The sequence below is a fragment of the Pseudomonas sp. S3_G06 genome, assembly GCF_054667565.1.
On record NZ_CP162738.1, the window covers coordinates 4937328 to 4950038 of the forward strand.

Sequence of the window (12711 nt, forward strand, 5' to 3'; positions counted from 1 at the left end):
GCGAGCCTGCTCGCGAAGAGGTCCGATCAGACGCCGACGATATCCGCACCCTTGATAGTCTGGCTGCGCTGCCCATTCACCCCCACCGGCACTTCGCCCTTGAGCGTCACCCGGCGCACCACGCGATCCTGGGTGCCGTAATCATCAATCGCGTAATGCTGCGTCGAGCGGTTGTCCCAGATCGCCACATCACCGGCCTGCCAGCGCCAGCGCACGGTGTTTTCCTGGCGGATCACATGGCTCTGCAGCAAGCCGAACAGGTGCGCCGAATCGGCCTGCGAATAACCTTTGATGCGCTTGACGAAATGCCCCAGCAGCAGGCTCTTTTCGCCGCTGATCGGGTGCACGCGCACCACCGGGTGCTCGGTTTCATAAACGGTCGAGGTGAAGACTTTGCGATAGCGCTCCAGCTTCTCCGCCGAGACATCCGGTTTCGCCCCGGCATAGTCGTATTCGTTGCTGTGCACGGCGGTGAGTTTGTCGGCCAGTTCACGCAGCTCGGTCGGCAAGCCGCTGTATGCCGTTGCCGTGTTGGCCCACAGCGTATCGCCGCCGAAGGCCGGGGCGACCACCGAGCGCAGGATCGAGGCTTTCGGGTAGGCGTCGACGAACGTCACGTCGGTGTGCCAGGAGTTGGCGCGCTGACCTTCGGCGCCGTCCAGCTCGAGCAGATAACGGGTGCCCTCGCGCACCGGCACGGTCGGGTGCGCCACCGGCTCGCCGAGCAAATGGGCGAAGGCTTCCTGACGCTGATCGTCGAGCTGCGTCTGCTCGCGGAAGAACAGTACTTTGTATTCGACCAACGCCTGTTGAATCGCTTCGACGGTGGCGGCGTCCAGCTCACCGGACAGGTGCACGCCGCGGATTTCGGCGCCGATACGCCCGGCTACCGGATGAATCTGCAACGCGTGAGAAACGGCTTTTACGGCGAGTGCGGCATTGCTCATGGGAAGACCCTCATCGACTGCTTGCGGTTTTGACGGCAGCGAAACAACGCTCTATCTATATTCCATTTACATCTAATAGATATTCACATGCTTCGTTGACGGAATAAGAGCTTGCATTTAAAACCTCAAGCAACCCTCGTCGCAAATGCCTTCGAGCTATTTTTAGGATGCCGGAAAAGCATATGGATCTTCGCCAGTTGCGCTACTTCATCGCCCTCAACGAACACCGCAGTTTTGTCCGCGCGGCCGACGCCATGGGCATCACTCAACCGGCGTTCAGCCGCAGCATTCAGGGCCTTGAGCAGGAATTCGGCTGCGTGCTGGTCGATCGTGGCAACAAGGATCTGCGCCCGACTCCCGAAGGCCAGGTGGTGCTGCAACACGCCCTGAGCCTGGTGCAGGGTGCGGCATTGCTCAGCGCTGAAGTAACGCAGATGACCAAGCTCGACGCCGGCGAAGTGCACTTCGGCTGCGGTCCGGCGCCAGCGGTGAAACTGGTGCCGGATGCGGTGGCGCAATTCATCAACGCGCACCCGAAAGTGCGCACCTGTTTTCAGGTGGATAACTGGGAAAAACTCAGCCGTGCGCTGAGCCGCGAAGAGATCGAATTCTTCATCGCCGACATCCGCCAGTTCGAATCCGACCCGAATTTCCAGACGCAACCGCTGACGCCCAAGCGCGGCGTATTTTTCTGCCGGCCGGGGCATCCGTTGCTGGCCAAGGAAAGCCTGTCGACCAACGACATGTTCGACTACCCGCTGGCCGCCACACTGATCCCGCCGGGCATTCGCAAGTTGCTGGCGAATCTCAGCGGGCGCATCGATTTCTCACCGACCATCGAGACCGAGCACTTTCCGGCACTGGTCAAAGTGGTGCTGCAATCCAATGCAATCGGCGTCGGCACGGAGGAGGCGTTTATTGAGGATGTCGCCCAGGGTTCGCTGGTGCTGCTGCATTGGCGCAACCTGCCGCAGAACCTCGAAAGCATGAACGCCCGCTGCGGCATCGTCAGCCGCACCGGATTTCGGTTGTCGCCGGCGGCGAGGGCAATGATCGAGACGTTGGTCGCTGTGGATGGGCAGGACGTCAGCGTCGCTGTCTGAAAAACCTTCGTGGCACACGCCGATCGTTCCCACGCTCTGCGTGGGAATGAAACCCGTGACGCTCTGCGTCACAAAGGACGCGGAGCGTCCTCGGCTGCATTCCCACGCGGAGCGTGGGAACGATCTGGAAAGACGCTGGAGATCTAAAGCCTGGCTGCAGAAAGCTCTGGCGCCACCCAATCGCTGACCTTGAACGGCTTGCGGATCAGCTTCTGCTGCGCCGCCAGGTCGACCTTGTCCTGCAGGCCGCTCAAGAACACCGGATCCAGTGTCGACGGGAAAATCTCGCTGAGATTCTGATCCTTCAGATCCTGAGCCAGAATCACCGGCGGATAACTGGCCAGCCCTGATACCAGCTGCACATACGCATCCTTGTTGCTGTCCTGCGTCAGCCACTCGACCGCTTGCTGCTGCGCCTTGAGCAGTTTCGCAATGACCTCAGGGTGGGCGTCGACAAACTTGCCATTACCCAGCAACACCGCCTGCACGCTGCCAGCGCCGCCAAGGTCCTTGGTGTTGAGCGGCAGCTCCGCTAGGCCTTTGGCTTGCAAGGCACTCAGCGCGGAGCTGCCCCACGAGGCATCAATCTGCTTGGCCGCGAGCGCCGAGACCGCCGCGTTGAAATCCAGATTGATCACCTTCAGATCCTTCTCGCTCAGGCCCTGACTGGCCAGCGCCGCATCGAACGACAGCTGCGTCGCCGTCCCGCGAAAGATCGCCACGCGTTTGCCCTTGAGATCCTGCAGGGTCTTGATTCCCGAGCCGGGCACCACGCCGAGGTATTGCTTGACCCCACGCGCCGTGGCGCTGAGCAGGCGCGTGTCCAGACCATTGGATTTACCGATGATCGCGGCCAGATCGCCGAGATAGGCCAGATCGACCTGGCCATTGGCAAACGCCTCATTGATCACCGGCCCGGCGCCCTTGAAGAAACTCCACTGGATCTTGATGCCCTGCTCGGCGAAGGCCTTTTCGAAGATCTGCTGATCGCGCAGCACATCGACGATGCCGCCGCCGCTGTGTTGAGTGCCGGCGCTGAGGTCGGGCACGGCGATGCGGATTTCCTTGAGTTCTTCGGCTTGGGCGCCAAGCGCAAGAAAGCCTGCAAGCGCCGGGGCGGCCAGCAGGCTGATGATTCGTTTGAAGGGAAGGTTCATGGGTGCGGCTCCTTGATCGCTGAGGAGCTGAAAGTAGGCTGGATGCATACCTTCACTTAAATACTATAAATGCACATTTTTATATCCATATGACATAAGCGAGGGCGTGTGCGGTTTGCAGCGCGATATGCATTAACAGCATCGAAAATATTCTTCGAATGCATTGGATGCGCGCAAGCAGGCAAGCCTTAAATGGATTCGCTTATCTCCCGATAGCATCTAACGCAAGTTTGTTAGATCAGTTTCATATATGACGAAACCCAGTGTGGGAGCGAGCCTGCTCGCGAAGAGGCCAATGCCAGCCGCCATCAATGCTGCCTTAAACAGCCATTTCGCGAGCAGGCTCGCTCCCACATGAAAAGCGGTTCGCCATGCAACCCGAAAACGGAGGTCACCCATGGCCCGTCAATCTCTGCTCAGCCTGCCGTTGGCCGCGCCGCCGCTGAAAAGCCGTCGCACCTGGCCGAGCCTGAATCAACGCCTGTTGCCCTGGCTGTTGCCCGTCAGCCTGTTCGTCCTGTGGTGGCTGGCCGCGCGCAATCAGTGGATGAGCGAGCAGATCCTGCCGGCGCCATCGCTGGTGTGGAGCAGCGCTGTGGAACTGGCCCAAGGCGAGTTGTGGAGTCATTTGTGGATCAGCCTGCAACGGTTGTTCTGGGGTTTGTTGGCAGGCGTTTCGACCGGCGCGGTGCTTGGCGCCGCACTGGGTTTCAGTCGACGTCTGGAGCGCCTGGTTTTTCCGACATTCGCTGGATTGGCGCAGGTGCCGACGCTGGCGTGGATTCCGCTGTTCATGGTGTTCTTCGGCATCGGCGAACTGCTGAAACTGGTGGTGCTGATCAAGGCCATTGTGGTGCCGGTGACCTTGCACACACTGGTCGGTGTGCGCGATGCGCAACCGAAACTGCGCGAAGCCGCCGCCGTGTTGCGCCTGCCGGCGCATCTGCTGATTCGTCGTCTGGTGCTTCCCGCTGCGCTGCCCGCGTTCATGGCTGGCGTGCGCCTGGCACTCGCCGCCGGCTGGACCTCGTTGCTGGCGGTCGAGCTGCTGGCCTCCAGCGAAGGCATCGGCTATCTGATGGTCTGGGCGCGGCAGTTGTTCATGCTCGACATCGTGTTCGTGTGCATCGTGGTAATCGGTGTGATCGGTGTGGCGATGGATCGCGGCATCGGTCTGCTCGACCGCAGACTGGTGCACTGGCCGCACCCGGCCACCGCGCACATCACACGCGGCCCGCGCTATCAGGGCTGGCAGCGCCTGCAACCGTGGCTGTTGCCGCTGGGCTTGTTGGCGCTTTGGCAAACGGCCAATGATCAGCAGTGGGTCGACGCGAATATTCTGATCAGCCCTGCGGCTGTGCTGAGCACGACATGGGACGGACTGCTCGACGGCACGCTGGTCAACGGCATGGCGCTGAGCCTGAGCCGCACCCTCGGCGGCTTGCTGATCGGTGGCGGCCTCGGCTTCGCCCTGGGCTTGCTCCTCGGCCTGTCGCGTTTCAGCGAACGCCTGCTCGGCCCGACACTCGCCGCACTGCGGCAGATTGCGATGTTCGCCTGGGTGCCGCTGCTCACAGCGTGGTTCGGTCTCGGCGAACTGGCCAAGTGGGTGTTCGTCGCTCTCGCCGCCTTCTTCCCGCTGTTCGTCGCCACCCAGCGCAGCGTCGCCAACCTCTCGCCGCAACTCAACGAAGCCGCGCAAGTGCTGCGCCTGAGCCTCGGCCAGCGCCTGCGTCGACTGGTCCTGCCCGGTGCTGCGCCGGGGATCTTCGCAGGGCTCAGATTGAGCCTGATCTACGCCTGGCTCGGCACCATCGGCGCTGAATATTTCATGCCGTCCAATGGCGGCATCGGCAGCCAGATGATCGGCGCGCAGCAGCTGCTGCGCATGGATCTGATCATGGCCGGCATGCTGCTGGTCGGCCTCACCGGCGCCCTGCTCAACCTGATCGGCCAACGCCTGGAAATTCGCGCGACCCGCTGGAGACACGCATGAACGCACCGATTGTCAGCTTCAACCACGTAGGCAAATCCTTCGCCGTCAACGGTTTCGAACTGGAGGCGATTCGCGAATTCAACCTGGACATTGCCGAGGGCGAATTCGTCGCCATCGTCGGCTCCAGCGGCTGCGGCAAATCCACTTTGCTGCGTTTGCTGGTCGGCCTCGACACCGAGTTTCGCGGACAGATCAGTGTCGATGGCAAAGCCGTCAGCGGCATCGGCGGCGAGCGCGGCATCGTTTTTCAGGAACATCGTCTGTTTCCGTGGCTGACGGTCGCCGACAACATCGGCCTCGGGCTGGTCAATGAACCGCTGAGCGGGGCGCAGAAACAACAACGCATCAAGGATTTCATCGAACTGGTCGGCCTCAGCGATTTCACCGCGGCCTATCCGCATCAACTCTCCGGCGGCATGGCGCAACGCGTGGCGATCGCGCGCGGCCTCGTCGCCAGCCCACGCATCCTGCTGCTCGATGAACCCTTCGGCGCCCTTGACGCACTGACCCGCCAGCAAATGCAGGACGAGCTGCTGGCGATCCGCGAGCGGGCACAGATCACCACGATTCTGGTGACCCACGATGTCGAGGAAGCGATTTTTCTGGCCGACCGCGTGGTGGTGATGGAGCCGCGTCCGGGGCGGATCAAGCAAGTGGTCGACATCGCCCTGCCGCACCCGCGCCAGCGCAGCAGTTACGACTTTCATCAGCTGCGCGAAGAACTGCTGCACGAGCTGACCAGTGATGACCATTACCAACCGAGCGCAGCGGTGCAGATCCGCGATCTGCCGCTGACGTTCATTGCCTGCTGAACAGGAGTTTCGCGATGCCGCAACGCCCCAATTTTCTAGTGATTCTGGCCGACGATCTGGGCTTTTCCGACATCGGTGCGTTCGGCGGCGAAATCGCTACGCCGAACCTCGATGCGCTGGCCCACAACGGTCTGCGTCTGACCGATTTTCACACCGCACCAACCTGCTCGCCGACGCGTTCGATGCTACTGACCGGCACCGATCACCACATCGCCGGCATCGGCACCATGGCCGAAGCGTTGACCCCGGAACTGATCGGCAAACCTGGTTACGAAGGCTACCTGAATGACCGCGTCGTCGCCCTGCCCGAGCTGCTGCGCGAGGCCGGCTATCAAACCTTGATGAGCGGCAAATGGCACTTGGGTCTGAAGGCTGAACTGGCGCCCCATGCGCGTGGTTTCGAGCGCTCGTTTTCACTGTTGCCGGGCGCTGCCAACCACTATGGTTTCGAGCCGACCTACGATGAGCAAACGCCGGGCCTGCTGAAATCCACCCCGGCGCTGTACATCGAGGACGATCAGTTTGTTGACGAGTTGCCGAAGGATTTCTATTCCTCCGATGCCTTCGGCGACAAGCTGCTGCAGTACCTCAAGGAACGCGATCAGACCCGACCGTTCTTCGCTTACCTGCCCTTCTCCGCGCCGCACTGGCCGCTGCAGGCACCGGCCGAGATCGTCGAGAAATACCGTGGCCGTTATGACGCCGGCCCGCAAGTGCTGCGCCTCGAACGCCTGGAAAAACTCAAGGCACTGGGTCTGATCGAGGCAGACGTCGAACCGCACCCGCTGATTCAGCTCAGCGCGCAGTGGGACGCGTTGAGCGATGAACAAAAGCAGATTTCCGCACGAGCCATGGAGGTGTACGCGGCGATGGTCGAGCGCATGGACTGGAACATCGGCCGGGTCATCGATTACCTGCGCCAGCAAGGCCAGCTCGACAACACGTTCATCCTGTTCATGTCCGACAACGGGGCCGAAGGCGCGCTGCTGGAAGCGTTCCCCAAGTTCGGCCCGGAGCTGATGACCTACCTCAACCAGCATTACGACAACAGCCTCGACAACATCGGCCGGGCCAATTCCTACGTCTGGTACGGGCCGAACTGGGCGCAAGTGGCAACCGCGCCGTCACGCTTGTTCAAGGCTTTCACCACCGAGGGCGGGATCCGCGTGCCGGCGCTGCTGCACTATCCGCAACTGCCGCTCAAAGGGCAGATCAGCCATGGTTTCGGCACGGTGATGGACATCACCCCGACCATTCTCGATCTGGCTGGCGTGCGGCATCCGGGCAAACAGTGGAAAGGCAAAGCGGTGGCGCCACTGCGCGGCAAGTCGTGGCTGGGCTTCCTGTCCGGCGAGACCGCGCAGGTGCATGACGAGCACACCGTGACAGGGTGGGAATTGTTCGGACGCCGGGCGATTCGCCAGGGCTCGTGGAAGGCGGTGTGGATTCCCGGACCGGTAGGGCCAGCGACCTGGCAGCTTTATGATCTGGCGAGCGATCCAGGGGAGATTCATGATCTGGCGTTGAGTCAGCCGCAGAAACTCACTGACTTGATCGGGCATTGGCAGCGGTATGTGGAAGAGACCGGAGTGATCCTCAGTGCTTCGCCGTTTCAGCCGGATTGATAGGGTCTGACAGATCGTATTCGCGAGCAGGCTCGCTCCCACAGGAAACCGGATTCCAACTGTGGGAGCGAGCCTGCTCGCGAAGGGGCCTTTGAGCACAACCCATCAAGCCCGGGCTGAACTCACCTCTTCATTGACCATCTCAGCCGGACGCACAAACCGGTTCGCCCGGCCAAACGTGCCGAAATCATTAAAGCGCACACCCATCTCGCGCATCACCTTGTGCGCCACCGGCACGGTCATCTGGCGAATGTAAAACGGCTCCTTGACCACGAAGTGATGAATCCCGTGACTGCTGCCGAAGTTGAAGCAGAACGCTTGCAACGGCCACAGCCACCAAGGGTTCAGCACCTGGCATTGCTGCAGCACATTGCCCGGTTCGACGTCGCCGTAGTAATGCATGTTCGAGCTGATGAAGTGCAGGCAAAAAGTGCGCAACACATTCGGGCCGATGATCACCACGGCGGCGATATCGATCACCTGCATCACCGAAAGCGTGGTGGCCGACCACTCGATGGGCGAGCCGAGCAAATGCGCGATGCCATTGGCCGCGTGAAAGCCGAGAAACACATACCACGCGCCCCAGTGCAGCAGCGCCAGCGGTGCGTAGACCTTTAGCACGCGCTTGCCGATGCTCCACTTGTGTGCCCAGGTCTTGGCGCGCATCAGGCGGATAAACGCCGACATCAGGTTGTCGCCAACCATCAGCAGACGGGCAAACCCCCACGGCTCGCCATTGGTGATTGCGCGCTCTTCCATGTCGGCTTCAGTGCCGGAAACCTTGTGATGGTTGAGGTGCAGATGACGACGGATCCACGGGTTGATTGTGCTCGGCCGCGCCAGCCAGACCAGGCCCATCATCAGGTTGTGCGGCACGCGCTGTTTGCGGAAGTACATGCTGTGGATCAGGTCGTGTTCCAGCTCATGGGTCAGCGAGGCGAAAAAAGCATTGAACAGCAGGCACACCCACCAAGCCATATGGCCAGTGATGTACAGCGCCGCCGAGCCGATCATCCCGGCCAGCGCGAACGCCAGAATCCCCGCACCAAGGGCATCCTGATGCTGAAGAATCGGGTAGCGCTCACGCAATTGCGCACCTTTGGCCAACACCACCTGGCGAATATGTGCCGAGCGCTGCGCCGCATTCAGTCGTTCAGGGCTTGCATAAGTACCGTCCATGCTTCCATCCTCGGGTCTAAGATGAATGCATCGTGCCTTGCCGGGGTTCGATCCGCGCTAGCCAAGAACGCCAACCTGTTGACCGGACGCGCCAATCCGCATGAAGGAACCGACCTCCCTCGCCAGCTGGACCCGCGCCTTGCGCAAACAACTCGACGCGCTCGGGCTGGACAGCCTTGCCTTGTGCCAACAGGCCGGGCTCGACCCGACGCTGATGGACGACCCCAATGCGCGCTATCCGCTGTCCGGTACCACGCGCCTGTGGGCACTCGCCGTGCAGGCCAGCGGCGACCCGGCGCTGGGCTTGCGCGTGTCGCGTTTCGTCAGCCCGACCACGTTCCACGCGCTCGGTTATGCACTGGTGGCCAGCGGCAGCTTGCGCGAGGTGTTCGAGCGCATCGTGCGCTATCACCCGGTGGTCAGCGATGCGCTGGAACTGGAGCTGAGCCGCAGCGAAGACCGCTATCAATTCCGCCTGAAAATCCCGCCCGGCAACCCGGCGCCGGCCGTCGAAGCCATTGACGCCTTCGCGGCGATCTACGTGCGCACCTGCCGCAATCGCCTCGGCCGTGACTACGCACCATTGGCGGTGTACTTGCGCCGCCCCGAACCGAGCGACGCCCAGCAATGGCACAAAGTCTTCCGCGCGCCGGTGCATTTTTGCGCCACCGAAGACCGCCTGGAATTCGCCCTCAGCGACTTCGACAGCCACCTCGACGACGCCAACCCGGAACTGGCCGAACACAACGAAGCCGTGCTCAAACGCACCCTCGCCCAGCTCAAACCGCTGACCTGGGAGCGCAAGGTGCGCGATGCCATTGAAGAACAACTGCCCGAAGGCGAACCGAGCGCCGAACGCATCGCCCAGGCCTTGCACCTGAGCCTGCGCAGCCTGCAACGGCATCTGGCGGATGAGGGCTGTCGCTTCGACACCCTGCTCAACGAAAGCCGCGAGAATCTCGCGCTGCTGCACCTGCGTGACCCGCAGTGCTCGTTGAGTGAAGTCAGCTATCTGCTGGGATTCGCCGACACCAGCAGCTTCAGCCGCGCGTTCAAGCGCTGGACAGGGATGACGCCGGGGCAGTTTCGGGATCAGTTGCGTTGATCCGAAATCATCATTGTGTGATCCAGCGCCTTCGCGAGCAGGCTCGCTCCCACAGTTGGAATGCGTTTCCTTGTGGGAGCGAGCCTGCTCGCGAAGAGGCCTGTCAATTCACCACAAACCCCAACTCAAACACCGTCCCCGCCACATCACTCCTCACCCGCACCCGCCCGCCATGCAACTGCATGATCGACTGCACGATCGCCAAACCCAGCCCACCCGAATCTCCCCGTTCCGCACGTGAAGGATCGACGCGGTAGAAGCGGTCAAACAGTTTGCCCAGATGCTCAGGCGCGATGACCGGGCCGTGGTTGTGCACTTGCAGCCAGCACATATCCGGTTCATCGCGGCGTTGCAGGCTGATCAGGGTGCCGGGGTCGGCGTGGCGTACGGCGTTGGCCAGCAGATTGCCGAGGGCTCGTTGCAGCAGTTGCTGGTCGGCGAGCAATTCGCCGTGCATGCGGTTTTGCAGTTGCAGGTCGCGGTCATCGGCCAGGGCTTCGAAGTAATCGCAGAGTTCGTCGCCGACGTTGCGCAAGTCCAGTGTGTGCAGATTGAGCGCACGTTCGGCCTGCTCAGCGCGGGCGAGGAACATCAGGTTCTCGGCCATGCGCTTGAGCCGTTCGAACTCTTCCATGTTCGAGGCCAGCACTTCCTGATATTCGGCCGTGCTGCGCGGATGGTTCAGGGCCTGGCCGTTGCTGGCCAGTAAGGTGTGCAGCGGCGTGCGGATTTCGTGGGCAAGGTCGGCGGAGAACTGCGACAGGCGCTGCACGCTGTCGTCCAGCCGCGCCAGCATGGTGTTGAGCGCGTGCACCGGTTCGCGCAGTTCGCTCGGCGTGCCGTCGACCGGCAGGCGTCGATCGAGGCTGCGCAGATCGATACTGCGCACCGCTTCGCTCAACTGATGCAAGGGCTGCAAGCCACGCCGCAGCAACAGCAGGCCCAGAGCGAAAGCGAGCAACGCGCCGAGGCCGACGGACAGATACAGACGCAGGCGATAACTGCCGAGCATCTGCTCGCGCTCGCTAAGCACTTTGCCGGCGATCACCGTCAGGGTTTCACCGTTGGGGCCTTGGGCCTGGCCGGACAGCAAGGCCAGCTCGGCGCCGTCACTGGCCTGCCAGGTGAGCACGTCACGGCGCTGTGGCATTTGCTCTCGCGCTAATGCATTGAGCGCCGGCAACTCACGCTGGCGCGGGTTGATCGCGATCACGCTGGAGCCGTCGGCCCGGCGCACCAGCAGCAGACTGTCGAGATTGCCGAGCATGTTTTGATACAGCCGTGGCCGTGCCTGCAAGGCGTCGAGGCTGTCGCTGTCGGCGAGCAAGGCGCGCACTTGCTCCAGGCGACCGAGCAAGGCCATGTCGTCACGAAAGGCCAATTCCGAGGCCAGCGAGCGGTAGAGGAACACGCCGATTGCGCTCAGCACCAGCGCGCAGACCATGGCGAAGGCCAGCGCCAATCGCCAGGCGATCGACTTACTCCACATCGTCCGGCGCTTCCAGTTGATAACCGACGCCGCGCACGGTGTGGATAAGTTTCGGCATGTACGGATCATCAACCTTGGCGCGCAGACGCCGGACGGCGACTTCGACCATGTTGGTGTCGCTGTCGAAATTCAGGTTCCACACTTGCGAGGCGATCAGCGTGCGCGAAAGCACTTCGCCCTGGCGGCTGGCGAGCAGTTGCAAGAGGGCGAATTCTTTGTTGGTCAGGGCAATGCGCTGGCCGCCGCGACTGACCCGGCGGCGCAGCACGTCGATTTCCAGGTCGGCGATGCTGTACGACTCGGCTTCGCGCATCGGCCCGCGCCGCAGCAGCGTGCGCACGCGCGCGAGCAGTTCGGCGAAGGCGAAGGGTTTGAGCAGGTAATCGTCGGCGCCGAGCTCAAGACCACGCACGCGGTCTTCGATAGCGTCCTTGGCGGTGAGAAACAGCACCGGTGTGGCGCCGCGCTGGCGGATCAGTTGCAGCAATTGCCAGCCGTTGAGGCCAGGCAGCATCACGTCGAGGATGATCAGGTCGTATTCCTGTTGCTCGATAAAATAGCGGCCGTCGAGGCCATTGAGCGCCACGTCCACGGCGAAACCCGACTCGCCCAGGCCCTTGGCGAGGAAATTGGCGGTTTTGGCTTCATCTTCTACGACCAGCAAACGCATGGCACACCTCGATTGATCAGGTACACAGGCTAGGCGTGTTCGGCGCCGTTGCCCATTACAAACTTGTAATCCGCCTGACGGAGTTCTGACGAAGTGCGCCGGTTAAGGTGCAGACATCCCCATTCGGAGCCTGCCCATGACCGTCAAATACCTTGTCGCCAGCCTGATCCTCGGCCTCAGCGGCGCTGCAAGTGCCACGCCAGAACTGCCGCGCCACGCCGATCTCGACCTGAAAACCGCACGCTGGCTGGCGGACAAGGCGATGAGCAGTTGCACCGGCACGGTGTCGGTGCTCGACCGTGGCGGTAACTTGCTGGTGACGTTGCGTGGTGACGGCGTCGGGCCGCACAACACCGCCGCCAGCCAACGCAAGGCCTACACCGCGCTGTCGACCAAGACGCCGACGCGGCTGTTCGCCGAGCGCGCCCGCAGCAACCCGGAAACCGCCAACCTCAACACCCTCGATGAATTGCTTTTGCTCGGCGGCGGCATTCCGTTGTTCGCCGGCAGCGAACTGGTCGGCGCCATGGGCGTGGCCGGTTCCGGCGGCGGTGAACAAGACGAAAACTGCGCCCGCGCCGCCGCCGACAAAGCCGGCCTGAGCATCACCCGTTCCCACTAAGGAGAT

Annotated in this window: 11 protein-coding genes; 6 read left to right on the top strand and 5 right to left on the bottom strand. The window is 62.2% G+C overall.

Going from position 1 to position 12711, the window contains the following annotated elements; translation table 11 throughout:
- Window positions 1-26: 26 nt before the first annotated feature.
- A complete protein-coding gene (locus AB4N47_RS22030) occupies window positions 27-947 on the bottom strand; it encodes a TauD/TfdA dioxygenase family protein (RefSeq protein WP_341638341.1) in 921 nt (306 codons plus the stop codon).
- 182 nt (window positions 948-1129) lie between these two features.
- Between AB4N47_RS22030 and AB4N47_RS22035 the strand changes: the two genes are divergently transcribed.
- The gene (locus AB4N47_RS22035) at window positions 1130-2050 is read left to right on the top strand and encodes a LysR family transcriptional regulator (protein ID WP_460154341.1); all 921 of its coding nucleotides are present in this window, start codon (window positions 1130-1132) and stop codon (window positions 2048-2050) included.
- 143 nt (window positions 2051-2193) lie between these two features.
- On the opposite strand, the gene AB4N47_RS22040 is transcribed toward AB4N47_RS22035, so the two are convergent.
- Window positions 2194-3207 carry an ABC transporter substrate-binding protein gene (locus AB4N47_RS22040; protein WP_016772231.1) on the bottom strand — a complete coding sequence of 338 codons (1014 nt, stop codon included), beginning with the start codon at window positions 3205-3207 and terminating at the stop codon, window positions 2194-2196.
- Between the two features lie 397 nt (window positions 3208-3604).
- On the opposite strand from AB4N47_RS22040, the gene AB4N47_RS22045 reads away from it, so the two are divergent.
- From AB4N47_RS22045 to AB4N47_RS22055, 3 genes are read left to right on the top strand one after another with little or no spacing between them, the layout of a single operon-like run.
- Window positions 3605-5203 (top strand): ABC transporter permease, encoded by a 1599-nt coding sequence (locus tag AB4N47_RS22045; protein ID WP_341638339.1) that lies wholly within the window; start codon window positions 3605-3607, stop codon window positions 5201-5203.
- Window positions 5200-6015 (top strand): ABC transporter ATP-binding protein, encoded by an 816-nt coding sequence (locus tag AB4N47_RS22050; protein WP_071174032.1) that lies wholly within the window; start codon window positions 5200-5202, stop codon window positions 6013-6015. The genes AB4N47_RS22045 and AB4N47_RS22050 overlap by 4 nt, the downstream gene beginning before the upstream one ends.
- Before the next feature lie 14 nt (window positions 6016-6029).
- A complete protein-coding gene (locus AB4N47_RS22055) occupies window positions 6030-7640 on the top strand; it encodes an arylsulfatase (protein WP_323167872.1) in 1611 nt (536 codons plus the stop codon).
- Window positions 7641-7745: 105 nt separating this feature from the next.
- Here the strand turns inward: AB4N47_RS22055 and AB4N47_RS22060 are convergent, their stop codons facing one another.
- Complete coding sequence (locus AB4N47_RS22060) at window positions 7746-8819, bottom strand: fatty acid desaturase (protein ID WP_460154342.1); 1074 nt, start codon at window positions 8817-8819, stop codon at window positions 7746-7748.
- A gap of 100 nt (window positions 8820-8919) precedes the next feature.
- Between AB4N47_RS22060 and AB4N47_RS22065 the strand changes: the two genes are divergently transcribed.
- Window positions 8920-9924 (top strand): AraC family transcriptional regulator, encoded by a 1005-nt coding sequence (locus tag AB4N47_RS22065; RefSeq protein WP_341638337.1) that lies wholly within the window; start codon window positions 8920-8922, stop codon window positions 9922-9924.
- A gap of 103 nt (window positions 9925-10027) precedes the next feature.
- On the opposite strand, the gene AB4N47_RS22070 is transcribed toward AB4N47_RS22065, so the two are convergent.
- Together AB4N47_RS22070 and AB4N47_RS22075 are read right to left on the bottom strand one after the other, a co-directional pair.
- Window positions 10028-11413, bottom strand: coding sequence for a heavy metal sensor histidine kinase (locus AB4N47_RS22070; protein WP_341638336.1), 1386 nt, complete (start codon window positions 11411-11413; stop codon window positions 10028-10030).
- Entirely contained in the window at window positions 11403-12083 is a 681-nt protein-coding gene (locus AB4N47_RS22075) for a heavy metal response regulator transcription factor (RefSeq protein ID WP_041477440.1), read from the bottom strand. Before AB4N47_RS22075 ends, AB4N47_RS22070 begins: the two co-directional genes overlap by 11 nt.
- A 136-nt stretch (window positions 12084-12219) precedes the next feature.
- Between AB4N47_RS22075 and AB4N47_RS22080 the strand changes: the two genes are divergently transcribed.
- The gene (locus AB4N47_RS22080; protein WP_122611176.1) at window positions 12220-12705 is read left to right on the top strand and encodes a GlcG/HbpS family heme-binding protein; all 486 of its coding nucleotides are present in this window, start codon (window positions 12220-12222) and stop codon (window positions 12703-12705) included.
- Window positions 12706-12711 lie beyond the last annotated feature (6 nt).

What these genes read in the sequence shown, in the direction of transcription:
- AB4N47_RS22050 (WP_071174032.1), top strand. Translation starts at nt 5,200, where the DNA reads ATGAACGCACCGATTGTCAGCTTCAACCACGTAGGCAAATCCTTCGCC.
- AB4N47_RS22080 (WP_122611176.1), top strand. Translation starts at nt 12,220, where the DNA reads ATGACCGTCAAATACCTTGTCGCCAGCCTGATCCTCGGCCTCAGCGGC.
- AB4N47_RS22075 (WP_041477440.1), bottom strand. Translation starts at nt 12,083, where the DNA reads ATGCGTTTGCTGGTCGTAGAAGATGAAGCCAAAACCGCCAATTTCCTC.
- AB4N47_RS22070 (WP_341638336.1), bottom strand. Translation starts at nt 11,413, where the DNA reads ATGTGGAGTAAGTCGATCGCCTGGCGATTGGCGCTGGCCTTCGCCATG.
- AB4N47_RS22055 (WP_323167872.1), top strand. Translation starts at nt 6,030, where the DNA reads ATGCCGCAACGCCCCAATTTTCTAGTGATTCTGGCCGACGATCTGGGC.
- AB4N47_RS22035 (WP_460154341.1), top strand. Translation starts at nt 1,130, where the DNA reads ATGGATCTTCGCCAGTTGCGCTACTTCATCGCCCTCAACGAACACCGC.
- AB4N47_RS22040 (WP_016772231.1), bottom strand. Translation starts at nt 3,207, where the DNA reads ATGAACCTTCCCTTCAAACGAATCATCAGCCTGCTGGCCGCCCCGGCG.
- AB4N47_RS22060 (WP_460154342.1), bottom strand. Translation starts at nt 8,819, where the DNA reads ATGGACGGTACTTATGCAAGCCCTGAACGACTGAATGCGGCGCAGCGC.
- AB4N47_RS22030 (WP_341638341.1), bottom strand. Translation starts at nt 947, where the DNA reads ATGAGCAATGCCGCACTCGCCGTAAAAGCCGTTTCTCACGCGTTGCAG.
- AB4N47_RS22065 (WP_341638337.1), top strand. Translation starts at nt 8,920, where the DNA reads ATGAAGGAACCGACCTCCCTCGCCAGCTGGACCCGCGCCTTGCGCAAA.
- AB4N47_RS22045 (WP_341638339.1), top strand. Translation starts at nt 3,605, where the DNA reads ATGGCCCGTCAATCTCTGCTCAGCCTGCCGTTGGCCGCGCCGCCGCTG.